Here is a 23961-nt window from a genome sequence, read left to right as displayed (position 1 = left end):
GGCCGCGCGACTTGCACGGCCTGCGCCGGGGCGCCTTGGGCTAAACGCTTCAACGCGTTTTCGTCGGCGGCACCCAGGGCCGGCTCAGGTGGTTTGCGCCGCCGCGCCGCGCGCGGGCGCGCGGGCCGTTTCCGGCAATAGCAGGGAACCTATCAGGAAGGTGGACGACAAGGCCGCGGCAAAAGCCGTCGCCCAGTCGTAGTCGCCATGCCGCATGTCCACCAACAGGCCGAAGACATAGGGCGCCACGGTGGCCACCAGATAACTCAGGAACCAGAACAGGCTGAAGGTGACGGCCACTTTTCGCGGCGTCATGCCGGGTTGTTCCTGCGCCAGCGTGATCAGGCTGGCGATGGGCAGGAAAATGAAGAAGCCGGCCGCCAGCGCGCTGGCGGAGACCAGGCGCTCGTCGTCGCTCCAGCCCCACAGCTGGGCGTGCAGGCCGATGATGGCCAAAAGTTGCAGCAAGCCCGAGACCTGCAGCAAGGGCAGCCGCCGGCTCATTCTCTTCGCCAGCCAGATGCCGGCCGCCGCGCCGAACAGGCCGGCCAGCACTACCAGCTTGGCCTGGCGGATGCCGGCGTTCTGGTAGAAACCGAACAGCAAGACATAGAAGGCCAGCGTGCCGCTGTAGGTCAGGGCCAGCAGCCAGTTGAAGCGCTCGGACAAGCCCTGGCGCAGGGTGTAGGGCGTTTCGTCGGCGTTGTCGGAGGCGACGCCGTCCGCGCCGAACGCCAGCCACAGGGCGAGGCAAAGCGCGCTGCCCAGCGAGATGCACAGCAGGGCTGTGCGCCAGCCGCCCGTCCATTGCAGCAGGGCGGGCAGGCCGAACATCGCCGCGGCGGTGCCGACATTGAAGGCGACCGAATTCAGCCCGTTGACTACAGCGCGCTCGCGCGGCTCGAACCACAGCATCACGATGGGCGCGAAATACACCACCACCAGCGCGCCGCCCAGACCGGTGAGGAAACGCAGCAGCAAGAGCGCGGGGTAGTGCTGGACGAAGGGAATGAGCGCACCCAGCGACATCAACGCCAGGGCTAGCGCCACCGCGCGCTTGGCCAACAGCCGCGCCAGGATGGCGGCGGCGATGAAGGAGCCCAGCAGCTTGGCCGCCGCCACCGCGTTGCTGATGTGCGAGCCGGCAGCCAGGTCATGGATGCCCATGTCGCGCATGATTTGCGGAATGAAGGCGCTGCCGGCTGCCCAGCTCATGCCGAACAGCGCATAGCTGGCGAACAGCAATGTTTCGATCAGGTATTTGTTGGTTTTCATGCAGGCCTCGGCGCGGGAAGGGCGCCGCCCGGGCGGCGGCGCGATACCCCGTCAGTTTCTGCGAGCCTCCCCGACAAGAAACCTGTCTTTTCAGACAGCCCATGCCGGCGCGTGGCTGTCCAGCGGCATGGATGGCAGCGTCCAGCGCGCGGGCGTCAGCGACAGCCTGGTCGCATGGCTCACCGCCAGCAGGCGGCCAAAGCCGGAGTCCGACTCTTCCAGCCAGGGGCGCACGTCGTCCAGCGCCGGCACGGCCAGGCCCATCGCGCCTTCCACCCGTCCCAGACCGCGCAGCCAGTGGCCGGCTTGCGCCAGCGAAACCTCCACATGCCAGCTGCCGCCTTCTTGCTGCTGGCGGTGCAAGGCGGCGAGCGCGCCTAAGGCCGCGAAATAGCCGGCGATGTGATCCAGGGCCTGGGCGGGGAAGGCGCGCGGCGTGTCCGATCCCGCCGCGGCGGCCTCGGCAATATTGAAGCCGCTGGCCGTCTGTGTCAGCGAATCGAAACCGCGGCGTCCGGCCCACGGGCCTTGCTTGCCGTAGGCGCTGAGGGAGACATAAACGATGCCGGGCCGCGCGCGGGCGGCGTCTTCCGGAGAGAAGCCCCGCTCCGCCAGCCCGCCGGGGCGGTAGCCCTGGAGGAAGATGTGGGCGTCGGCCAGTAGGCGGCGCAGTGCCGCGCAACCGTCCGCTTGGTCCAGGTCCAGCTGCGCATTGCGTTTGCCGCGGCCCATGTCCATGTCCAGCGTGGGAATGGTGGGCAGGCGGGGAGACGTGATGTGCAGCACGTCCGCGCCATGGGCCGCCAGCACGCGGCCGCCCAGCGGGCCGGCGATGATGCGGCTCAGGTCCAGCGCGCGCACGCCGCCCAAGGGGCGGTCGGCGGCGGGCAGGGCCTGCGGTGGTGCATCGCCGATGCGGCTGATGGAGAACACCGGCTGTGCCGCCACGGCCACCCCTTGAGGATGGGCATCCCATTCCTCGAAGCTGCGCAGCGCCGTGGCCACCAGGCCATGGGAGGCGGCGGCGTCCTCGAAGTCAAAGGCTTTCCAGTCCTGCAGCGCCTCGGCCACCGCGGTCTTGTCGTACTCGCATTGCAGCAGCCGCAGCACGCCCTGGCAGTGGTGCGGGAAATTGGTATGGATGCGTAGCCAGCGGCCGTCGCCGCAACGATAGATGCCGGCGATCTTGTCCCAGGGGTCGGCCGGCTGGCTGCCGTCCACCCGCAGGTAATGCTCGCTGCGGAACTCTGCCACGGCATGGCGCAGGTCCACGGCCACCGTTTGCTTTTCGCCGCTGCGCAGGTGATGGAAGGAGGCGGCGGCCAGTCCGCTGGCGGCAAGACAGGCTTGGGCGGCGGCATCCAGCGCGAAGGAGGAGGGCAGAATGGGACCGTGGCCGCTCAGCCGCAGTTGCGGCAGCCAGGCGGGATCCAGCGCGCAGTGGCGCCAGAGGTGTTGGATGGCATCGAGAGAGGACATGGCATGGTCTTTATTGGTTGGACATGCCATTTGATTTTGGTTGAGCTGTCGAGTCAAGCATTTTGTCCTGGCGCCGCTTCAAATGATGTAGGGCGCAGGGTAGGCGATCGCTTCCTTGGTCTGCAGATACTGGCGCAGCATGGCCAGCGCATTGGCCGGTTGATCGCGGGCGATGTGTTGGCCGGAGTTGTGGATGAGCACATGGCTGAGGCCGCTCAGCCTGCGGATGGTGCCGGCCGGCAGTCCGTAGGGGCGCCACTCTGTCGGTTTTTGCTGACGGAACGCTTCCGCCTGGCTCCAGAGCAGGGTGTTCAGCCAGACATCGAGTCCAAGATGGTTGCCCAGCATGCCGTATTCGCCGTGGAAGAACAGGATGTTCAGCTTCTCCAGCAAGGGAGGAAAGAGGGCGCTGGGGGACTCCAGCCAGGATGATTGGGGCCAGGGCGCGGTGCTGGCCTGGGCGCGAGGGTCGATGTGCAGCGCCTGGCGCGTGCCGGGCTTGTCCAGAAAGTCGGCCAGGCGCGAGGCGGCGCGGCGCGGCGGCTGGCGGATGTCTCGGGCGTCGCGGCCGCTGCAGCGCTCCAGATAGGCTTCCAGCTCCAGGGCCAGCCGGGTGCTGCGTTGTTGGCGCAGCGGCGATGTGGATGCCAGGACTTGCCGGAAGTCCTGCAGCAGGGCCTGAGCCTTGCCCAATTCGTCGCCGCGGATCAGCCGGTGCTGGGCAGCGAATTCGATTTCGCTCTGCAGTTGAATCTCGGGCGCCAGCCAGGCATTGCCCAGGCCGAGGCCCAACAGATGGATTTGCGGCTGGCCGCACTGGTTGCCGTCTAGAATGCGGCGAGCCAAGTGGGCAATGGTGTGGCAGGCCTGTCCCAGGCCGAATAGATAGCATGCCTGCTGGCGGTAGCGCGGCCAGCGCAGGAAAAACTCCTGCAAGGCGAGATACACCTGTTGGCTGCCTTCCGCATGATTTTCCGGCTGATAACGCGGATGGATGGCGAAGGACAGGCCGTGGCCCAGCGGCTGGTCGATGATCAGATAGTGCGCGTGCTGGTGCCAGCTGAAGGGGTTGGCATGCACCCGCCCGCCGTCGCCCAGCAAATAGGGGCCGTGGCCGTCGAACAGGCAGCCCAGGGCGTTTTGCTCCGGCGCATGGTTGATCCAGATGATCAGCGGCGCGGACTCCGGGGCGATGGCGGCTTCGCTGAACCAGAAATACAGCCAGCCGCCGCCATCGTCCCCGACGGACAGATAGCCGGCCAGTTGCCTGGCGCGCGTCGGGCCGAAGCCGGGAAACTGGCTCAGCACGGCGCTTTCGCTCAGAAACGGGTTGCTTTGGGAGTGCATGGTCCTGTCCATCCCATTCATGATGATGGATTGCCGTGATTTACCCTTTTATAGACTTGATATGGCGCTTGGACGTCGAGGTTTTGAAAGCGCGCGTGATTTTTCACATTTCGCAATGCTTAAGCGCCACGCCTGCCGCGCCGCCTTGCTTCGGTAAGGGCAGAGATGCCGATTCACGACCAACCCTGACGGAGCACTTCCATGCTGAGCCTGTACACCAATATCGCCGCGCTGAACACCAAGTCCAATATGAATTCCACTCAGAACCAGCTGTCCAGCGCCATGACGCGCCTGGGCACGGGTCTGCGCATCAACTCCGCCATGGACGACGCGGCCGGCCTGCAGATCGCCACCCGCCTGGACGCGCAAAGCCGCGGCATGCAAGTGGCGATGAAGAACGCGCAAAACGGCATCTCCATGATGCAGACCGCCGAAGGCGCGCTGGGCGAAGTGACCAACATCCTGCAGCGCATGAAGGACCTGTCCACCGAAGGCGCCAACGCCACGGCCACCGCCTCCGACAAAACCGCCATGCAGGCTGAGTTTGACCAGTTGGGCAAGGAACTGACCAACATCATGAAGAACACCTCTTTTGGTGGCGAAAAGCTGCTGCAAGGCGGCAAGCTGACCAAGGCCCTGAGCTTCCAGATCGGCGCGGCCTCCAGCGAGTCTATGGGTGTTGATCTCTCCGGCGACTTGACCATTTTGGATACCGCGCTGGGCAATGTTTCCAAGAAATACGAAAAAGATGTTTCCACCATCGGCGGCGCGGCTCCTACGCCGACGGATGCAGACAAAGTCGCGGCTAAGAAACTGGCCGTTGATGCCGCGTCTGCAGAACTGAACCTTGATCCGACAAACGCAACGAAGAAAACAGCCTTCACCACTGCAATCACGGATATGACGGCCATTACCAGCGCGAGCACCAATAAAGATGTCAAGGACGCGAGCGATGCCGTGACTGCCGCAACGACTGCTTGGACGACTGCTGCAGGTGGCGCTGACCCAGTAGCCACTGCAAAAGCCAAAGAAGCGCTGGATCGCTCCATCACCGCTTATGCGTCTGTTGTCGCTGCTGGCAACTCGGATGAAGTTGGTAAGAGTTCGACTATCGATGCGATTGGCAAGGCGCTGGATGCTGTTGGTAACGTCCGCTCCTCGCTCGGTGCAAACGCCAACCGGCTGGATCACGTGGTCAACAACCTGAACAACGTGAACAACAACACTCTGGCCGCCAAGGGCCGCATCATGGACACCGACTACGCCAGCGAAAGCTCCACCATGACCGCCAAGCAGATGCTGATGCAGGCCAGCACCTCCATGCTGAAGCAAAGCGGCAGCATGAACAGCCTGGCCATGTCCCTGTTGCAATAAGCTCCGTCTCCTGGCTGAGGATCCCAAACCAGCGGCTTTGCCGCTGGTTTTTTTTTGTGCGCGGACGGCGCTTGCATGGCCATGGCCTGGCGGCGCCTTGGTCTTGAGTGAAAGATTGCGTAGTTGCATGGGTTTGTGAAAATTGCCGCCATTAAGTGCCGGTTAAATCTTAAAAACTGGTCTTAAACACAATGATAAAGGTACGATTAATCCATTATGATTTTAAATTCGTACAATAAAATTTGTGCGTCATTTAATAGAAAATGGATGACAGAATGAAAAATACATCTAGCCTCCGCCGTTGCCGCGCGTGGGGGCTTTCCGTGATCGCCGCCGCTTCCTTGTCCGCCTGCATGGCGACGGACGGCAAGCAAGCGCCATCTTCCAGCCAGCCCGCGCCGCAGGCCAACGCGCCCGCAGCTCGCTTTTCCTCGCACTCCCCGGCTTTGTCGGAAAAACCGATTTATCCGCATGGCCTGCCGCCGACGGCGCCGGAAAACGGAGGCGCTCAGCCCCCCGCCAAGCCGCGGGGCTTGCAGGGACTGGCCGCGCGCCAGTTGGCGTCGTCCCCGCCGGCGGCGCCCCGCTATGCCGATTGCGACGAAGCCAGGCTCGGCCAATTGAGCGGCCAGGCGCTGGTGCGCTACGTGGCCAGCGTGGACGGGACTTGCATGAACCGCCTGTTCCAGGCAGACGGCTTCAGCTACCGCGTGGTGTCGCCGGCCAATATGCAGCTGGTGGCGGCCGAGGCGCGCCAGCGCGCGACCGCATGGGACGGCCAGAACGCCAACGGCCTGTGGCCGCTGGCGGTGTTCCTGAAAGCCGGTTACTTCCTGCAATACAGCCACGCCAAGGAGGTGGGCGATTACGGCGCAGCGGTGGACCAGCCGGTGATGCGGGCGGTGGAGGCGCTGGCGGCCAACCCGGCGCTTTGGAACGTCAGGGCGCAGGACGGCGATGGCGACGCCGATGGTTGGTATCGCGCGCGCGACGCGCGCCAGAGTGTGGCGGAAACCCTGATCCTGGCCGACTCCGTGCGCAAAGCCGATTACGCGCTGCCGCTGCTGGGCCGTTTCTTTGGCCGCTACCGCGCGGCGGTGAAGGACAGCTGGGCGCGTTACGCCCTGCATCCGATGCAGACTTTGCTATTCAACATGCATTACCAGCCGGACTTTGCGCAGAAGGTGGAGCAGGGGCAGCTGGATGGCCTCGTCGCCAGCCTGGCGGGGCTGACGCGCGCCGGCCAGCCGGCCTTTGCCGATGAGCAGATGTTCCTCAACACGCTGCGCGAGACCGGTCGCTTCCTGCAGTATCCGCGTACCGCGCCGCAGGCCGAGTCCGCCGTGGCGCTGCATCTGCAGGGCGAGAAATACGGCGCGGCCTGGGCCGAGGCGGTGTATGCCTTGAAGAAAATGGGCAAGGTGCCCTGCGAGCGCTATGGCATCTGCCAGGCGGAGCAGGAGCTGCGCGCGCATCTGTTCCCCAACCGCTGGCGCTTCGATAACGGCAATCTGGTATTCGAAACGCCGCTGAGCCTGGCCGATGTCGAGCCCTTGTATTATGCGATGAAGCAGGTGCAGTCCCAGCTGTTCCGCGTGGCCGGCACCCGCAATCCGGTGCCGGACGACGCCAATGCCAGGCTGCGCATGGTGATCTACGGCAGCAAGACCGATTACCAGCGCTTCCAGGGCCTGCTCAATGAGCTGTCCACCGATAACGGCGGCATCTACATCGAGAAAGACGGCGCCTTCTACACCTTCCAGCGCGAAGTGCCGAAGGAAAGCTATCTGTCGCTGGAAGAGCTGGTGCGCCATGAATACGTCCACTATCTATCCGGCCGCTACATCCAGCCCGGCATGTGGGGCACGTCCGAGTTCTACCGCGACGAGCGCCGCATGCCGTGGTATGACGAAGGCTTTGCCGAGTTCATGGCCTGGAGCACGCCGCGCGACGGCATCAAGGTGCGCGGCCATGTGGTGGACGTGGTGGCGGGCGGCTGGCCCGGCAGTTTCCTCGAGCCATCCCGCATCATGCGCTCCAGCTATGGCGATGGCTGGGACTTCTACAGCCATTCCGCGCTGTGGTTCTACTACCTGAATCAGAAACAGCCGGGCAAGATCGCCGACATCCTGGCCGCGCTGCGCGCCGACGATGTCAGCCGCTTTGACGCGCTGGTGCGCGACATGGGCGGCGACGCCGCCTTGAGCGCAGGCTTCCGCGCTTACGTGGACCAGCAGGTGAAATTGGCTCAGGCCGGCCAGCTGGGCAATACCTCCACCACCGAAGGCGTGGACTGGTTCGCTGCCGATAAATGGCAAACCGGCGACGCCGCCGCCGTGGAGGCCGCAATGCGCCGCGCGCTGCCGGTGGCTTGCCAGGTGTGGGCCGACGGCAAGGACAGCGTCTTGCGCCGCTTCGAATGCCAGGGCACGTTGCCGCTGAGTGCGGCGGACCATGCCCAGGCCAGGCAAGAGCTGGACCGCGCGTTGGATGGCGCGCTGCAAGGGCTGGTCAAAACCGGCGGACTGAACAATCTGTTGGCCGCCAATTGCGCCGCCACCGATTACGACTTCCAGCGCAAAACCGCCGCGCTGCGTTGCGAAGGGCCGCTGGGTCCGTCCGGCGGCAAGCCGCAGCCGCCGTTGCCCGGCGAGCTGGGCCTGGCCAAGACCCGCTACGGCAGCGCGGTGCGCTGCCTGCGCGGCCAGTTGCAGGGCGTGGGCGGCGTGGAACGCTACCAGCTGGCGCAAGGCCCGCTATTGGGGCGCGCTCAGGTGGCGGAGTGGGGCGCGTTCAATTACCGGCGCGACGCCGACGAACCGGGCAAGGCGGACCGCATGATCGTGCGCGTGAGCAAGGGCTCGCAGTCCCGTGATGTGGTGGTGGAGCTGCGCGCCGCGCCGCGCGATGTGCCGGAAGCGCAGTGCTGGGCCGAGGCCGGCTAAGCGCAGGGGAAGCCGGGGTCGCCCGGCTTTTGCCTTGCTACGGCCGCCAATCTGATGCATTTCCGCCTGCCCAAGGGCGCGGATGCGGCGGATTTTCCGCGCAAGGCTGGTTGAGCGGGAGCCTGGGCGAATATAATCTCATTTTTTTGCGTTGTTGAAGAATGAGGATGGCTATGCGTAAGGCCTGCTTGATGGTGTTGGGCCTGTGCCTGGGCGCTTGCGCCGTGGCGAATGCCGATCCGGTGATCTTGACGGTGTCGGGCAAGATCGGACGCTTTACCGATGCCAAACGCGGAATCTACCAGTTCCGCGACAGTGATCTGGCCAAGCTGCGACAAGTGAATTTTCGCACCGCCACCAGCTGGACGCCGATGGTGAGCTTCAGCGGGCCGCTGGTGCGGGACATCCTGGCCAAGGTGGAGGCCAAGGGCAGCACGGTACGGGTGCTGGCGATCAATTATTACCGCTATGACATAGCCGTTTCGGAACTGAACAGCCGCAATGTGGTGCTGGCGCGGCGCATCGACAACAAGCCTTTCGATGTCGCCCACTACGGCCCCTTGTGGCTGATGTATCCCTTGCCCGACATGCCGGACGCCGACAAGGGGCCTGCGCTTGACGCCAAGCTGGTGTGGCAGGTCGAAGCGATGGAGGTGATGTGACGCAGGGAAAGCTGAAACGCTATTTGCAGGCGCCTTGGTGGCTGATGCTGCCGCTGCTGGTGTTGCTGCTGGCCGCGGTGTGGAACTTCTACCGCATGGACCACGCCAGCCAGAGCCTGATCGACAGCGGCAAGAGCGAGCAGCTGTACTGGAACGTCGCCCAGTTGCATATCGAGCTGGAAAAGACCCGGGCTGAACTGATCGGCTATGCCGCCGATCCGCAGAATCAGCCCGCGGTGAAGCGGCAGCTGCAGCTGCTGCAAAGCCGTTATCAGGTATTCGAGGCGCCGGACACCGTGCTGGTGCACCGCCAGCTGCGCGGCGTGCCGGGCTTCGAGGCGATGACCAGCGCGCTGGGGCCGGTGCTGAAAGATCCCGAGTGGAGGCAACTGACGCCGCAGAGCGCGCGCAATATGGTGGTGCGCATCGACGCCTTGCGTCCCGTCCTGGCCAATTTCGCGGTGCAGAGCCGCGAGGTGGAGGTGGCGACGCGCATGGCGCGCACCCGCGCCCTGGCCAGCCAGCGCTCGCAGATGCTGGCCTTGCAGCTGGTGTTGTGCGGCGGCATCTGCGGCATCCTGCTGATGCTGATGCGCTATCACGAGGTGAAGACGCTGGCGGAGGCGCGCCAGGCTTTGCTGGACCAGGAGCGCGCCGCGCACCAGGCCACGGTGGCGCTGGAGCTGGATCGCACCACTTTCCTGGGCGCGCTGGGCCATGAAATCCGCTCGCCGCTGCAGTCCATGCAGATGTGCATGGAGCTGGTGGAGCCGGCCGTGCTGCCGGAGCCGGCCGCCCAGTTGGCGCTGAAGCGCATGAAGACGGGCATGGCGCAGCTGACCAGCCAGGTGCACGACATCATGGACGTGTCGGCCATCAAGAACATGCAGCTGCGTTTGAATCCCGGTCGGATGAGCCTGTCCGGCGTGCTGCGCACCGTGATGGACGTGATGCAGCCGCTGGCCGACGCCAAGGGATTGGCCTTGCGCTGCGAGACCGCGGATTTGCCCGACATGGTGATGATGGATGAGATCCGTCTGCGCCAGATTGTCGGCAATCTGGTGTCCAACGCCATTCGCTACACCGATCAGGGCGAAGTGAAGATACTGGCGCGCGGCGTGAGGCGAGACGAGCTGCTGGAACTGTGGCTGGACGTTAGCGACACCGGCATCGGCATCGCGGAGGAGGACCGGGAGCGTCTGTTCCAGCCCTTCAGCCAGGGGCGCAACCGGCGTCCCGGCAGCAGCGGCCTGGGCTTGTCCATCGTCAAGGAGTTGGTGCGGCTGTTCGGCGGCCATATCGAGATGGACAGCGTCGTGGGCAAGGGCTCGATCTTTACCGTGCGTCTGCCGCTGCGCGAGGTGGTGGGCGGGCGTGGCGGGCGCAGCCTGCTCTTGGTGGACGACGACGCGCAAATCCGCTCGTCGGTGGCGGAGTGGCTGACACAGGACGGCTTTCAGGTGCGTTGCGCCGCCAGTCTGACCCAGGCGGCCGATTGCCTGGCCCAGCAGCGTTTCGACATCCTGTTGCTGGACATGCAGCTGGGCGCGGACAGCGGCTATCTGCTGGCCGAGCTGGCGCGCAAGCAGGCGCAGCGCCCGCTGATGCTGGCGATGAGCGCCAATCCCGCGGAATTTTCCGACAACCGCGCCAGCTGGTTTTCCGCTCGGCTGGGCAAGCCTTTTGACGGCCAGCAGCTGCGCGCGGCGCTGGCATCCTTGCCCCAGTAGACAAGCTGGGCGCGCAAAAACAAACAGGCTCCTGAGGAGCCTGTTTTGCTTTGCGGCGCGGTGGCGATCAGGCCGGTTCCAGCGCGTTGGTGACCATGTTCTTGATCTGCAGCGCCAGGATGGAGCCGGGCGCGGGCTTGCCGATGTAGTAGACGCCGCGCATCTGCAAGGCTTTGGACAGCTCGCTCTCGTGTTCCAGCGCATAGCCGGTCAGCACGATGATGGGCACATTGGGCTTGTGCCGGCGTATGGTTTCGATCACCTCCATGCAGCTGGCGGATTCGTCCAGCACCCAGTCCAGCACGAAGGCGTCGAAGTCTTCATGCGTCAGAGACTGCAACAGCGCGGCGGAGTTGTAGTAAGGCAAGGCGAACAGGCCCTGCTGCACCAGGATGGCGGACAGCAGGTCGGCGTCCTTGTCGTCCAGCACGCCGACGAGCAGGCGCTTGCTGTTGGCGCGCTTGGGAGGGCGTATGGTCAAGTAGCTGACCTCGTGGCCGTCTTCGCCGTCGAACTGGGTGCCGGGGAAGACGTGCCAGCAGTCGTGCAGGCGCTTGGCCAGAAACAGCGGCGCGCACGAGTCGTCCGCCAGCCGCTCTCCCAGCAGGATCCAGCAATGCGCTTCGCCGCTTTGATTGTTCAGGTGCAGGATGGCCGGCACCAGGTCCTGTTCCGGGGTTTGCGGCTGTTCCGGCTGCGGCGCCTCTCCCACCAGCAGGGCGGAGGTGGAAATATTCAGGTAATGGGCGAGCTTTTCCACCTGGGCCAGCTGCCATGGGCTGCTGCCGTTGAGCTTGCGGTAGGCCTGAGAGGTGCTCAGGCCCAGGATCTGTTCGATCAGGCCGGCCTGCTGGGCTTCCGGCCAGTGAAATTTTTCCAGCTGCTTGCGGATGTTGTCGCAGATGATCTGGTTAGCGGATTTGGCGTCGGTCATGGTGGCTGCCGTGACAAAGTCGTGATGGCTTGAATGCTATCATCGGCTGCGCAGACATGTCGCTGTAATGTGCATCAAATGAAAAAATTTTCTTATTTTGCGATGCATGCGTATGCATTTTCACAACATGCAAAAAAGTACGTGTGAGTATCGCTATGGCTGGCAAGGTTTGCGAGCCAAGCGGCTTCCATGTGCGCGTCGCAAAGCATGCGACGATCCGCCGCGCCCAAGGCGACCGGCATTTGCCATGAAATGCGAGAGACTCAACCCAGGGTGCCGCTTAGGCTGACCTGGCGGGTTTCCGGCACCTCGTTGTAAGACAGCACGTGCAGCCCGGGCGCGAACAGGCGGCCGTAGCGCGCCAGCAGCGGCCGAATCTGCGGCATCACCAGCAGCACCGGGGGCAGGCCTTGCTGTTTCATCTGGTCGCGCACCGCCGGCATATTGGCCTGCAGCTGCTGCAGCACATTGGGGTCCACCGGGAAGCTGTCCAGCTGTGGCTTGCCGGTCTGCTGCGCTTGCGACAGCGCGCCGAGCAGCAGGTTTTCCAGCTCGGCGGACAGATTGAAGGCGCGGATCTCGTCGCGCGGGCCGACAATGGCCTGGATGATCTGCCGCTTCAGCGCGCAACGTACTTCCGCCGCCAGCATGATGGGGTCCTTGGTGGTATCGCTGGCTTCCAGCAGGGCGGTGGCGATGGGCACGATGTCTTTCAGCGACACGTGGTCCTGCAGCAGCTGTCGATAGGCGCGCAATTGCTGCACCGGGGTCAATGCCTGGCCCAGCGCCGTGGCCAGCTTGGGCGCCAGCGCGGCCAGCCGCTCGCCCAGGGCGGCCACGTCGTCGTGGCGGAACAGCTCGGCCAGGTTCTCGCGCATGGCCTTGTTCAGGTGGGTGGCCATCACGCTGGCGCAGTCCACCACCTGATAGCCCAGGCCCAAGGCCTTGCTCTTGTCGGCCTGGGCGATCCAGGTGACGGGCATGCCGTAAGCCGGGTCGATGCCGGGTATGCCGTCGATGTCGCCGTAGACTTCGGGCGAGGGGATGGCCATCAGCCGGTCGGCGTAGACCTCGGCTTCCGCTACCGTGGCGCCGGAAATCTGGATGGCGTACTGCGAGGGCTTGAGGCGTAGGTCGTCGCGCAGGCTCACGGCAGGCAGCAAGAGGCCCATCTGTTCGGACAAGCTTTGCCGCACGCCCTTGACGCGCTTGGTCAGCGGCGCGCCCTGGCCGGCGTCCAGCAGCGCCACCAGCCGGTAGCCCAACGTGATGCCCAGGGTGTCGGAATACGGCAGCGTGCTCCACTCCAGCTCGATTTCCGCCTCGCCCTGGATGGCGGCCTTGACCGCGGTTTGATTCAAAGCGGCGGCGGCCGGCGGCTGGCGCGCGTGCATGCGCCAGGCCACATAGCCCAGCAGCGCGGCGAAGCCCAGGAAGGTGGGCCAGGGCATGCCGGGGATGATGGCCAGGATCAACATCATGCCGGCGGCGCTCATCAGCACGGTGGGCGAGGCCAGCATCTGGCTGCTGACCTGTTGCGGCATGTCGGCTTCGTCGTTGATGCGGGTGACGATGATGGCGGCGGCGGAGGACAAGAGCAGCGCCGGAATCTGCGCCACCAGGCCATCGCCTATGGTCATCAGCGCGTACTGGCGGAAGGCGTCGCCCACGCTCAGATTGTGCATCAGCGCGCCGATGGCCACGCCGCCGAACAGGTTGATGATCAGGATCAGGATGCCGGCGATGGCGTCGCCGCGCACGAATTTGGACGCGCCGTCCATCGCGCCGTAGAAATCGGCCTCGGTGGCGATGTCGCGGCGGCGTTGCTGCGCCTGCTCCTGGTTGATCAGGCCGGCGTTGAGGTCGGCGTCGATGGCCATCTGCTTGCCCGGCAGCGCGTCCAGCGTGAAGCGGGCCGAGACTTCCGATATCCGTTCCGCGCCCTTGGTCACCACCATGAAGTTGATGATCATCAGGATGACGAACACCACCATGCCAACCACGAAATTGCCGCCTATCACCACATTGCCGAAGGCCTCGATCACTCGGCCGGCGGCATGCGTGCCTTCATGGCCGTGCAGCAGCACCACGCGGGTGGAGGCCACGTTCAGCGACAGCCGCATCAAGGTGGTGGCCAGAATGATGGTGGGAAACACCGAGAAATCCAGCGGCCGCCGCGCCGACACGCTGACCAGAATCACGATGATGGCCAGCACGATGTTGAAAGTGAACAGCATGTCCAGCGCCAAGGGCGGCAGCGGCAGCATCACCATGGCCAGGATGGCCAAGAGGAACAACGGGGCGGCGAGCTTGTGGCGGCCGATGTCGGCCAGCAGTTTGGTCAGCGAATTCATGTTGCGGGATCGGGATCGGACAGTTCACGCGGGACCGCCAGTTCCGGCAGGGTGGGCCGGCTGCGGCGGCTGCCCGCCTGGAATGCCTTCAGTTGCAGGACATAGGTCAAGACCTGCGCCACCGCGCGATACAGCGGCGCGGGGATTTGCTGGTTGACCTGGGTGGTGTGGTAGACGGCGCGCGCCAAGGGCGGCAATGGCAGCACCGTCAGTTTCAATTCGTCCGCCAGCTGGCGGATGTACAGCGCCATCTCGTCCACCCCCTTGGCGATGATGAAGGGCGCTTCGGCGCGGTCTTCGTCGTATTTCAGCGCCACGGCGTAATGGCTGGGATTGACGATGACCACATCGGCCTTGGGTAGCGCCTTGCGCACGCTGCGCTGGGCCAGCTGGCGCTGCAACTGGCGGATGCGCTGGCGCACCTCAGGGCGGCCTTCGGTGTTTTTGTACTCTTCCTTGATTTCCTGTTTGCTCATTCTTTGTTGTTTCAAGAACAGGAAGACCTGCAGCGGCAAGTCGGCCAGCGCGAACAACAGGAACACGGCGGAGAGCTTGAGCAGACAGCTCAGCAGCAGATCCGCCGCGCCGGCCAGCTTGGGCAGCAGCGGCATGCTGTGCAGGGCGAAGAAGTCATGCAGCGAATCGCTGGCGATGCGGTACAGCAGCCAGCTCAGGATCAGTGCCTTCAGTATGGATTTGCCGATCTCGCTGGCGTGTTTGGGCGAGGCCAGCCGCGACAGATGCGCCAGCGGGTTCATGCGCTCGAACTTGGGGCCGATCAGGGACAGCGCGAACACCCAGCCGCCCGGAAACAGGCTGACCAGCAGCATGGCGGCCGGAATGATAGCCAGCGGCGCCAGCATTTTCAGGATCAACAACAGCGTGCCGCCGAACAGCTTGGACCCGCTGTTTTCCAGCGCGCCCTGGCCGGAGAGCGGGGCGAAGGCCAGCGCGAACAGCTGGCGGAAGTCGTCCAGCCAGCCGGGCGCCAGCCAAAACATCATCTTCAGCGCCAGCAACAGCCCCAGCGCGGCGGCCAGATCTTTGGAGCGCGGCACCTGGCCTTGCTCGCGCGCCTTGCGCAGCCGCTGCGGCGTGGCCTTTTCGGTTTTGTCACCCGCGTGCGCCTCAGCCATGGCCCATGCTCAGCAATTGGTCCAGCAGGCGCAGCGTCTGCCCGCTCAGGCTCAGGTATTGCGGCGGCAGCACCTGCATCAACAGGGTCAGGGTGGAAAGCCCGAACAGCGTCACCACCGGGAAGCCCAGGGAAAACAGATTCAGCGCTGGCGCCACGCGGTTGATCATGCCGAAACCGGCCTGCACCACGAAGGTGGCGAACACCACCGGCAGCGCCAATACCATGGCCGCCGACATCACCCAGCCCACGCTGGCGGCCAGTGCCGTCAGCGAGGCTTGCGGGATGCCCGCGCCCAGCGGCCAGGCGCGGAAGCTGGCGTAGACGACTTGAACCAGCACCAGATGGCCGTCCATGGCGAAAAACAGCAGGGCGGCCAAGAGGTAGAGCAGGCTGGACACCACGTCGGAGCCGCTGCCGTTGCCAGGGTCGTTCATCACCGCCATGGACAGGCCCATCTGCGAGGACAGCAGGAAGCCCAGCAAGGCGAGGATGGACAGGGTCAGCTGGAAGGCGAGGCCGAACAGCAGGCCGATGACGACCTGCTCCACGCTGGCGGCCACGCCGTGCAGCGTGAACGGGTCTATGGGGGAGTGGGCCGGCATGGCGGGAATGCAAGCCACGGCCAGCGCCAGCGCCAGGCCGACGCGCGCCGGCAGCGGAACGATGGCGTCGCCGATGAAGGGCGCGACGCTGAAGGCCGCCAGCAGGCGGCAAAACGGCCACCACACGGCGGGGAGCAGGTTAAGCCACTGCGCGTACAGGTCCTGCACCGTCAACCCACCTGGCTCGCGGCGCGCTGGAACATGGCGACGCAAAAGTCCATCAGATAGCCGGTGATCCAGTGTCCGGCCAGCGCGATGGTGAGCAGCACCACCAAGAGGCGGGGCAGGAAGGACAGCGTCTGCTCGTTGATCTGGGTGGCGGCCTGGATCAGGCTGACCACCACGCCGACGATCAGGCTGGGCAGCACCAAGAGCACCACCAGCGTCACCACCACGCGCAGGCTGTCGTTGACGATGTCGACCGCGATATCGGGAGTCAGCATGCCTTCCGTCCTTTTAGTAAGGCTGTATCGAGGTGACCAGGGTGTTGACGGTCAGCGACCAGCCGTCCACCAGCACGAACAACAGCAGCTTCAAGGGCAGCGAGATCACCAGCGGCGACAGCATCATCATGCCCATGGCCATCAGCACGCTGGACACCACCAGGTCTATCACCAGGAAGGGGATGAACAGCATGCAGCCGATCTGGAACGCCGTTTTCAATTCGGACAGCACAAAGGCGGCCAGCTTGACGGTGAAGGCATGGTCTTCGGGTTTGGCGACGTTCTCTTCGCCGGACAGCTTGGCCACCTGGGCTAGCGCGGTCTTGCCGGTCTGGGCCAGCATGAAGCGGCTGACCGGCTTGGCGGCGATTTCCAGCGCCTGCTGCATGGTGATCTTGTCCTGGTCGAAAGGCACCATGGCCTCGCTCCACACCTGCAAGCCCACCGGCCGCATCACCAGCAGGGTCAGGATCAGCGCCACGCCGGTGATCAGGCGGTTGGGCAGCCCTTGCTGCAGGCCCAGCGCCTGGCGCAGCAGGGACAGCACGATGACGAAGCGGGTGAAGCTGGTCATCATCAGCGCCAGCACCGGCAGCAGGCCCAGCGCCGTCATCAGGATCAGGATCTGGGTTTTGATCGTGAAGTCCGGCGCGCCGGCGGCGGACAGCAGCTTCAGCGGCTCGGCCCAGGCCGGCGCGGCGAGCAGCAGGCCGAATGCGACGGCGGGCAGCCCGGGAAGTACGCGCTTCATCAGGCCAGGCTGTCCAGCTGCAGGTCGTTCAGCTCCACCACGCGCAGGCCGTAGTTGTCGCCCGATACCACCACCTCGGCGCGGCCTATGGTCGTGCCGTTGACCTTGATGTCCAGCGGCTCGCCGGCGATTTTGTCCAGTTCGATGACCGAGCCGGAGCCGATGCGGCACAGGTCGGCCAGCGAGATGTCGGCGCCGCCCACTTCCAGCGTGAGGCGGACGGGAATCTTGCGCAAAAACGGCGTCATGTCGCGGGCGGGCGCGGCGGTCTCCGTGGCGGACGCTTCGGCATCCAGGCCATCGAAAATGCCGTCCAGATCGAATTCTTGTTTGTGGTCCATCAGGTTTCCTTCGGTGCTCATTCGATGTCGGCAAAGCCTGCCAGGCACAGCTTGCCCTGGCGTTCCGCCACGCTGGCGCGGAACAGCGCGGCGTCGCGCACGCAGACTTCCGCGCCGGGCGGCAGCGATACCGGCAGCACGCTGCCGGGCTTCAAATCCAGGATGAGGCCCAGCGGCAGCTCCTGCTGCAGCAGGCGCGCGCTCAGGCGCAGCCGCAATTGCTCGTCGAAGCGCGTGGCGGCGGCGGCCGGCAGGCGGGGGCGCTGGCCGCTCAGGCTTTGCAGCAGGGCGTCGAAGGCGGCGTGATCCAGCCGCAGCCTGAGCGCGCCCAGCGGCCTGTCAGCATCGGCCACGTCGATTTCCAGCTGCCAGGCCGCCTGCGGAGCCAGGCCTAGCGCCTGGGGCGAGGCCAATGGCGGCTCGCGCCCGCTCAGGCCATGCACGGCGCGGGCGAAGCGCGGCAGCAGCCGTTCCGCCAGCATGCGAGAGAGCCGGCGTTCGGTTTCGGTCTCCGCGGGCGGGGCGCCGTCGGGCGCGGCGCCGTTGGCGCCGAAACGGTAGTCGAGTATGCCCAGCAGCAGGGCGCGGTCGATATGGCTGCCCAGTTGCCAATCGCCCAGCGCGTGCCATTGCCAGCGCCGCTCGTCCGCCTCGGGCAGCTGTTGCCGCAGCGGCGACAGGCGGAAGCCGGCGTGGTAGCGCCGGTTCAGCTCGCGCTCGAAAAAGTCGGCCAGCTCCTGTTGAAAGGTGCGGGCGAACAGCGGCAGCAAGTGGGTGGGCCGGCCCAGGGTGCGCAGATCCAAGGCCTGCAGGCGGGCGCCTTCTGCCGGCGCAACGATTTTGGCTTTGGGCATGGAGTGTTTCGTTTGTGCGGAGGCCGGGCAGCCCCCGGCTATTGCTGGGAGTGTGCATCTTACTGGCTGTCCGCCTTCGGTAAAGGGGGAAAATTCACGCTTGCGGTTGTGAAAAGTACCGGCTCTCAAATAAATCATTGAGTTTAAAATCCGCCGGCCTGCTCATGGTTTGTTAGCGCTATCGCCATGAGCGGCGTTGTCTCCGATGCAAATACATAAGGATGGAAAATGGCCGCCAATCTCGGTTTGATGATTCATGCCGACCGCAATCAGCTGCTGGGCGAGATGAGCGCGCTGGGCCAGGGGGCCGCCGCCGCGCCGCGACCTGCCCAGGAGACTGCGCCCGCCGCGCAGGGCTTCGGCCAGGCGATGATGGCCGCGGTGCGCGACGTCGATCAGCAAAACCGGCTGGCCTCGGAAAAAATGACCGAGGTGGACAGCGGCCAGAGCGACGATCTGGTAGGCGCCATGCTGATGAGTCAGGAAGCCAGCCTGTCGTTCTCCATGCTGATGCAAGTGCGTAACAAAGTGGTCGGCGCGGTGGACGAGCTGATCAAGATGCAGCTGTAAGGGGCGGTCAAGTGGTCAAGCAATTGCGCAGCGGGTTCGCCGCCGTACAACAAAGAATGGCCGGCCGCCGCCTGCTGCCGGACAACGCCTGGCGCACCCTGCTGCCCATCGTGCTGTTGGCCATAGGCCTGAGCGTGGTGGCCACGCTGTGGCTGTGGCGGGACGACGCCAGCTACAAGCCGCTGTTCGGCGCCCAGGAGAAGGTCAGCAGCGCCGACATGATGGCGGCGCTGGACGCCGACAAAATTCCCTACCGCATTCATCCGCAGACCGGCCAGGTGCTGGTGCCGGACGCCGAGCTCGCCCGCGCGCGCATGCAGCTGGCGGCCAAGGGCGTGGTGGCGCAGCTGCCGGCGGGTCTGGAGCTGCTGGACAAGAACGACCCGCTGGGCGTCAGCCAGTTTGTGCAGGACGTGCGCTTCCGCCGCGGCCTGGAGGGCGAGCTGGCGCAGAGCATCATGGCGCTGGACCCGGTGGCCGGCGCGCGCGTGCATCTGTCGCTGCCGCGCAGCACGTCCTTCGTCACCGTGGGCGGCGAGAAGGGTTCCGCCTCGGTGGTGGTGACGCTGAAGCCGGGCCAGCAATTGTCCAATGAGCAGATCGCCGCGGTGGTCAAACTGGTGGCGGGCAGCGTGTCCTCGCTGGAGGCGTCGCAAGTGACGCTGGTCGATCAGGCAGGCGAGCTGTTGTCCGGCCGCATCGACCTTGGCGACGGCAGCCTGGCCTCCAACGGCAACGAGGCGGCCAAGCGCTTCCGCCAGGAAGCCTTGCAAAATGTGCGCGACCTGTTGGCGCCGGCGCTGGGCGCCGACAATTTCAAGGTCAGCGTCACCGCCGACGTCGACAATGACCGCGTGGAGGAAACGCGCGAGAAATACGGCGAGGCGCCCAAGGTCACCAACGAGGCTTCGCGCGAGGAGACCAGCACCGAGCGCGCGGCGCTGGGCGTGCCGGGCTCCTTGAGCAATCGCCCGGTCAATACCGACGCCTCCGGCGGCGCGGGCGAGAAAGCCGGCAACAGCAAAAACGCCGTCACCCGCCAGTACGCCTACGACCGCAACATCACCAATATCAAGAAGGCGCGCGGCACGCTGCGCCGCCTCAGCGTGGCGGTGGCGCTCAATCAGGCCGCCGCGCCGGGACGCAAGGGCTGGCAGCCGGCCGATCTGGCCAATATCGACAAGCTGCTGCGTAACGGCCTGGGCATCAACGCCGCGCGCGGCGACGTGCTGGTGGTGTCCACCTTGAATTTCGCCGCGCCGCCGCGCGAAGAGCCGATCTGGCAGCAGCCGGAAACCTGGTACGAGGGCGCGCGCTGGATCGGCTACGCCGTGGCGCTGCTGCTGGCCTACCTGTTGCTGGCGCGGCCGCTGCTGAAGATCGCGCGCCAGTTGGCGGATCGCAAGCTGAGCGATTACACGCCGGACGAGCTGGATGTGACGCCGGACGATCCGCTGCTGGACAACCGTTCGCCGCGCGAGGCAGCGGCCCAGCGCCAGGCCGCGCTGGCCGCGGCGCCAGGGAACAGTCCGGTGGTGCCGCTGTTGGAAAACTACGACCTGCCGCCGGCCGGATCGCCGGTGGATGTGATGGTGGAGCACCTGAAGGGGCTGGCGGCCAAGGAGCCGGAGCGCGTGGCGGAAGTGGTCAAGCAATGGGTGCAGAACAATGGACGCAAGCAATAATCCCGCGCCGGAAGCCCCGGCTTCTATTCCCTCCGCGCCGCCCGCCGGCCAGATGAGCGCCATCGAGCAGGCCGCCGTGCTGCTCTTGTGCATGGGCGAGGAGCCCGCCGCCGCCGTCTTGCGCTGCCTCAGCCGCGAGGAGCTGCTGCAGGTGACGCAGGCCATGTCCAGCATGAGCGGCATCAAGGTGGACGCGGTGAAGACCACCATGCAGCGCTTCTTCGACGAATACCGCGAGCAAAGCGGCGTGCACGGCGCCAGCCGCAGCTTCCTGAAGCGCTCGCTGGAGCTGGCGCTGGGCGGCGACATCGCCGGCAGCGTGCTGGACACCATTTACGGCGACGCCATCCGTCCCAAGATGGCGCGGCTGCAATGGGTGTCGCCGCAATGGCTGGCCGATCGCATCGCCGCCGAGCATGTGCGCATGCAGGCGGTGTTCCTGGCCTTCCTGCCGCCGGCGCTGGCCGGCCAGGTGGTGGACGCCTTGCCGGCCGCCAGCCGCGACAGCGTGCTGGTCAACGTGGCGCGGCTGAAGGATGTGGACCGCGAGCTGCTGCAGGAACTGGAGGAGCTGGTGGACCGCTGCCTGGAGAGCCTGCACACGCAAAGCACGGCGGTGGAAGGCATGCAGCAGACCGCCGACATCCTCAACCGGCTGCCGGGCGACCGCGGCCGCATGATGGAGCTGCTGCGCGCGCACGATCCGGACATCGTCGACGAGATAGAGGCGCGCATGTACGACTTCTTCATCCTGTCGCGCCAGACCGAGGAAGTGTTGACGCGCATATGCGAGGATGTGCCGCTGGAGCAGTGGGCCATCGCGCTGAAGGGCGCGGAACCAGCGGTGCGCGACGCGATTATCCAAACCATGCCGCGTCGCCAGGCGCAAAATTTCGAGGCCACCATGCGCCGCTCCGGCCCGGTGCCCAAGAGCCGCGTGGAAGAGGCGCGCCGCGAGGTCATGGCCCAGGTGCGCCAACTGGCAGACGCCGGCGAGATCGACCTGCAGCTGTTTCCTGAGGAAGTGGTCGAGTGAAAACCTGGCGCCCCTTCCGTTTTCCGCCCTTGATCGAGGGCGCGCCGCTGGCGCCGGACGCCGCGGCCGAGGTGCAGGCGTCGGCCGCCGACGGCTTCCGCCAGGGCATGGACGCCGGTTATCGCGAAGGCTACGACAGCGGCGAGGCGGCCGGCCGCGACGCGGGCTACCAGGCGGGCCTGGAGCAGGGCCGCGCCGAAGGCGCCGCCGCCGCGCGCGCCGAGACCCTGTCCGGCCTGGAAACCTTGGGCGCGCCGCTGGCGGCGGCCATCGAACAACTGAACAAGCTGTGCCGCGACTACCAGGCCGCGCAGCGCGACGAGGTGGTGGAGCTGGTGGCCAAGGTGGCGCGCCAGGTGATCCGCTGCGAGCTGGCGCTGAAGCCGGTGCAGATTCTGGACCTGGTGGAGGAAACGCTGGCGTCGCTGCCGCAGGGCGCCCACAGCCAGGGCGAGGTGGAAGTGCTGCTGAATCCGGAAGAATGCCAGCGCATCCGCGAGCTGGCGCCGGAGCGCGCCGCGCAGTGGAAGTTGAACCCTGATTCAACGCTGGCGCCGGGCGAGTGCCGCGTGCGCGGGGTGGAGTTCGAGGCCGACGCCGGCTGCCGCCAGCGGCTGGCGCATTGCGTGGACAGCCTGCGCGAGCAGCTGCTGGCGGAGGAGGCTTAAGCCATGCTGCGCCAGGCCCTGAGCCAGCTCTCGGTGCCGGAGGCCCCGGTGGCCACCGTCAGCGGCAAGCTGGTGGGCGTCAGCGGCCTGCTGCTGGAAAGCGTGGGCTGTCCGCTGCAAACCGGCCAGCGCTGCCTGGTGGAAACCGCCGGCGGCGGCTGGCTGCAGGCGCAGGTGGTGGGTTTCCGCCGCGAAGTGTCCTTCCTGATGCCGTTCAAGAAGCCGGTGGGCCTCGCCACCGGCGCGCGGGTGCTGCCGGCGCCGGATAACGGCGGCCTGATGATAGGCGAGAGCTGGCTGGGCCGCATCGTCAATGGCCTGGGCGAACCGCTGGACGACAAGGGCCGCCTGGGCGGCGATTCTCCGCTGGCCGCTCACCCGCCGCAAATCAATCCGCTCAAGAAAAAACCGGTGGACACGCCGCTGGACGTGGGCGTGCGCGCCATCAACGGCTTGCTGACCCTGGGCCGCGGCCAGCGCGTGGGGCTGTTCGCTGGCTCCGGCGTGGGCAAAAGCGTGCTCTTGGGCATGATTACCCGCCACACCGAGGCCGATGTGGTGGTGGTGGGCCTGATCGGCGAGCGCGGCCGCGAGGTGCGGGAGTTCGTCGAGCATGCGCTGGGGCCGCAAGGCTTGGCCAAGGCGGTGCTGGTGGTTGCGCCGGCCGACGAGTCGCCGCTGATGCGGCTGAAAGCCACCGAACTGACCCATACCATCGCCGCCCATTTCCGCGACCGCGGGCACAACGTGCTGTTGCTGGTGGATTCGCTGACGCGCTACGCCATGGCGCAGCGCGAGGTGGCGCTGGCCCTGGGCGAGCCGCCGGCCACGCGCGGCTATCCGCCTTCGGTGTTCGGCCTCTTGCCCAGCCTGGCCGAGAGCGCCGGCAACGGCGAGGGCGGCGAAGGCAGCATGAGCGCCATCTACACCGTGCTGGCCGAGGGCGACGACCAACAGGACCCGGTGGTGGACACCGCGCGCGCCATTCTGGACGGCCATATCGTGCTGAGCCGCGAGCTGGCCGAGCGCGGCCATTATCCAGCCATAGACATTGGCCGCTCAGTCAGCCGCTGCATGAGCCAGCTGATCGATGAAGAACACGCCGCCGCCGCGCGCGAGCTGCGCGGCGCCTGGAGCCGCTATCAGGAAGTGCGCGGCCTCTTGCCGCTGGGCGCCTACGTGCCCGGCGCCGACCCCGCCACAGACCGGGCCTTGCGGCTGCAGCCCGCGATTGAAGCGCTATTGCGCCAGGCGGCCGGGGAGGCCGCGCCATTCGGACACACCCGCCAACACCTGCAGGAGCTTGCCCGCGCATGAATCCATCCATACGCCAATTCGACCTGCTGCTGACGCTGCGCCGGCGCGACGGCGAAAAGCTGGAAACCGAGCTGGCCGCCAAGTGGCGGCTGCAGGAGCGCTACCGCCGCAATATCGAGCGGCTGGAGCAGCTGTCCGCGGCCAGCGGCGCCACGGCGGCGGCCGGCCATCCGGCGCTGGCGCTGAACTGCGCCGGCTACAAGAGCCATCTGAGCGGCCTGGCGCAAGCGCAGCGCCAGGACTTGAAGCTGGCCGAGGCCGACGCCGAAATCAGCCGCGGCCGGCTGGAAGCCGCCCGCCGGCGTGAAGAGCAGGTGCGGCAACTGCGCGATGAGGCCGTCTCCGGCTGGCGGGCCGAGCGCAGCCGCGCCGAGCAGAAGCGAACCGACGAAGCGGCGGGCCAGGCCTGGCTCAGGGGGCGCGGCGCATGGTGAATATTCACGGCGGGTTCAGCCG

21 protein-coding genes are annotated in these 23961 nt (G+C 66.0%); 10 read left to right on the top strand and 11 right to left on the bottom strand.

Annotation, left to right across the window (positions count from 1 at the left end):
• Positions 1 to 84: 84 nt before the first annotated feature.
• The 3 genes from FYK34_RS09315 to FYK34_RS09305 all read right to left on the bottom strand — a co-directional run bounded on the left by FYK34_RS09315 (position 85) and on the right by FYK34_RS09305 (position 4101).
• The gene (locus FYK34_RS09315; RefSeq protein WP_149296112.1) at positions 85 to 1275 is read right to left on the bottom strand and encodes an MFS transporter; all 1191 of its coding nucleotides are present in this window, start codon (positions 1273 to 1275) and stop codon (positions 85 to 87) included.
• A 90-nt stretch (positions 1276 to 1365) separates the two neighbouring features.
• On the bottom strand, positions 1366 to 2754 hold the full coding sequence (locus FYK34_RS09310; protein WP_149296111.1) for a CoA transferase: 1389 nt from the start codon (positions 2752 to 2754) through the stop codon (positions 1366 to 1368).
• Between the two features lie 78 nt (positions 2755 to 2832).
• Positions 2833 to 4101: a S10 family peptidase gene (locus tag FYK34_RS09305; protein WP_168209695.1), complete on the bottom strand. Its 1269-nt coding sequence runs from the start codon at positions 4099 to 4101 to the stop codon at positions 2833 to 2835.
• Positions 4102 to 4302: 201 nt separating this feature from the next.
• Here FYK34_RS09305 and FYK34_RS09300 point away from each other — a divergent pair, with 201 nt between their 5' ends.
• The 4 genes from FYK34_RS09300 to FYK34_RS09285 all read left to right on the top strand — a co-directional run bounded on the left by FYK34_RS09300 (position 4303) and on the right by FYK34_RS09285 (position 10812).
• Positions 4303 to 5475, top strand: a complete 1173-nt coding sequence (locus FYK34_RS09300; protein ID WP_149296109.1) for a flagellin N-terminal helical domain-containing protein — start codon at positions 4303 to 4305, stop codon at positions 5473 to 5475.
• Between the two features lie 275 nt (positions 5476 to 5750).
• Complete coding sequence (locus FYK34_RS09295; protein WP_168209694.1) at positions 5751 to 8420, top strand: M9 family metallopeptidase N-terminal domain-containing protein; 2670 nt, start codon at positions 5751 to 5753, stop codon at positions 8418 to 8420.
• 167 nt (positions 8421 to 8587) lie between these two features.
• A complete protein-coding gene (locus FYK34_RS09290; protein ID WP_149296107.1) occupies positions 8588 to 9082 on the top strand; it encodes a hypothetical protein in 495 nt (164 codons plus the stop codon).
• Positions 9079 to 10812, top strand: coding sequence for an ATP-binding response regulator (locus tag FYK34_RS09285; RefSeq protein ID WP_149296106.1), 1734 nt, complete (start codon positions 9079 to 9081; stop codon positions 10810 to 10812). The genes FYK34_RS09290 and FYK34_RS09285 overlap by 4 nt, the downstream gene beginning before the upstream one ends.
• A gap of 67 nt (positions 10813 to 10879) precedes the next feature.
• Here FYK34_RS09285 and FYK34_RS09280 read toward each other — a convergent pair whose 3' ends face one another.
• The 8 genes from FYK34_RS09280 to FYK34_RS09245 form a co-directional block, all read right to left on the bottom strand.
• Positions 10880 to 11746 (bottom strand): response regulator, encoded by an 867-nt coding sequence (locus FYK34_RS09280; protein WP_149296105.1) that lies wholly within the window; start codon positions 11744 to 11746, stop codon positions 10880 to 10882.
• A 263-nt stretch (positions 11747 to 12009) separates the two neighbouring features.
• Positions 12010 to 14100 carry a flagellar biosynthesis protein FlhA gene (locus FYK34_RS09275; RefSeq protein ID WP_149296104.1) on the bottom strand — a complete coding sequence of 697 codons (2091 nt, stop codon included), beginning with the start codon at positions 14098 to 14100 and terminating at the stop codon, positions 12010 to 12012.
• Entirely contained in the window at positions 14097 to 15236 is a 1140-nt protein-coding gene (flhB, locus tag FYK34_RS09270; RefSeq protein ID WP_149296103.1) for a flagellar type III secretion system protein FlhB, read from the bottom strand. The genes FYK34_RS09275 and flhB overlap by 4 nt, the downstream gene beginning before the upstream one ends.
• A complete protein-coding gene (gene fliR / locus FYK34_RS09265; protein ID WP_149296102.1) occupies positions 15229 to 16008 on the bottom strand; it encodes a flagellar biosynthetic protein FliR in 780 nt (259 codons plus the stop codon). The genes flhB and fliR overlap by 8 nt, the downstream gene beginning before the upstream one ends.
• A gap of 2 nt (positions 16009 to 16010) precedes the next feature.
• Positions 16011 to 16283: a flagellar biosynthesis protein FliQ gene (gene fliQ / locus FYK34_RS09260; protein ID WP_149296101.1), complete on the bottom strand. Its 273-nt coding sequence runs from the start codon at positions 16281 to 16283 to the stop codon at positions 16011 to 16013.
• A 13-nt stretch (positions 16284 to 16296) separates the two neighbouring features.
• The gene (fliP, locus tag FYK34_RS09255; protein WP_149296100.1) at positions 16297 to 17034 is read right to left on the bottom strand and encodes a flagellar type III secretion system pore protein FliP; all 738 of its coding nucleotides are present in this window, start codon (positions 17032 to 17034) and stop codon (positions 16297 to 16299) included.
• Entirely contained in the window at positions 17034 to 17375 is a 342-nt protein-coding gene (gene fliN, locus FYK34_RS09250) for a flagellar motor switch protein FliN (RefSeq protein ID WP_149296099.1), read from the bottom strand. Before fliN ends, fliP begins: the two co-directional genes overlap by 1 nt.
• Before the next feature lie 17 nt (positions 17376 to 17392).
• Positions 17393 to 18229 (bottom strand): FliM/FliN family flagellar motor switch protein, encoded by an 837-nt coding sequence (locus FYK34_RS09245; RefSeq protein WP_168209693.1) that lies wholly within the window; start codon positions 18227 to 18229, stop codon positions 17393 to 17395.
• A 228-nt stretch (positions 18230 to 18457) separates the two neighbouring features.
• Between FYK34_RS09245 and FYK34_RS09240 the strand changes: the two genes are divergently transcribed.
• From FYK34_RS09240 to fliJ, 6 genes are read left to right on the top strand one after another with little or no spacing between them, the layout of a single operon-like run.
• On the top strand, positions 18458 to 18799 hold the full coding sequence (locus FYK34_RS09240) for a flagellar hook-basal body complex protein FliE (RefSeq protein WP_149296097.1): 342 nt from the start codon (positions 18458 to 18460) through the stop codon (positions 18797 to 18799).
• Positions 18800 to 18810: 11 nt separating this feature from the next.
• Positions 18811 to 20484, top strand: coding sequence for a flagellar basal-body MS-ring/collar protein FliF (gene fliF, locus FYK34_RS09235; protein ID WP_149296096.1), 1674 nt, complete (start codon positions 18811 to 18813; stop codon positions 20482 to 20484).
• Positions 20468 to 21520: a flagellar motor switch protein FliG gene (locus tag FYK34_RS09230; RefSeq protein ID WP_149296095.1), complete on the top strand. Its 1053-nt coding sequence runs from the start codon at positions 20468 to 20470 to the stop codon at positions 21518 to 21520. The genes fliF and FYK34_RS09230 overlap by 17 nt, the downstream gene beginning before the upstream one ends.
• A complete protein-coding gene (gene fliH / locus FYK34_RS09225) occupies positions 21517 to 22188 on the top strand; it encodes a flagellar assembly protein FliH (protein WP_149296094.1) in 672 nt (223 codons plus the stop codon). Before FYK34_RS09230 ends, fliH begins: the two co-directional genes overlap by 4 nt.
• A gap of 3 nt (positions 22189 to 22191) precedes the next feature.
• Entirely contained in the window at positions 22192 to 23505 is a 1314-nt protein-coding gene (fliI, locus tag FYK34_RS09220; RefSeq protein ID WP_149296093.1) for a flagellar protein export ATPase FliI, read from the top strand.
• Positions 23502 to 23939, top strand: coding sequence for a flagellar export protein FliJ (gene fliJ / locus FYK34_RS09215; protein ID WP_149296092.1), 438 nt, complete (start codon positions 23502 to 23504; stop codon positions 23937 to 23939). The genes fliI and fliJ overlap by 4 nt, the downstream gene beginning before the upstream one ends.
• Positions 23940 to 23961 lie beyond the last annotated feature (22 nt).

It is taken from the genome of Chromobacterium paludis, from assembly GCF_008275125.1.
GTDB classification, from domain to species: domain Bacteria; phylum Pseudomonadota; class Gammaproteobacteria; order Burkholderiales; family Chromobacteriaceae; genus Chromobacterium; species Chromobacterium paludis.
The sequence above is the reverse complement of the archived record's forward strand: the minus strand, read 5'-3'. Positions and strand labels throughout refer to the sequence as shown.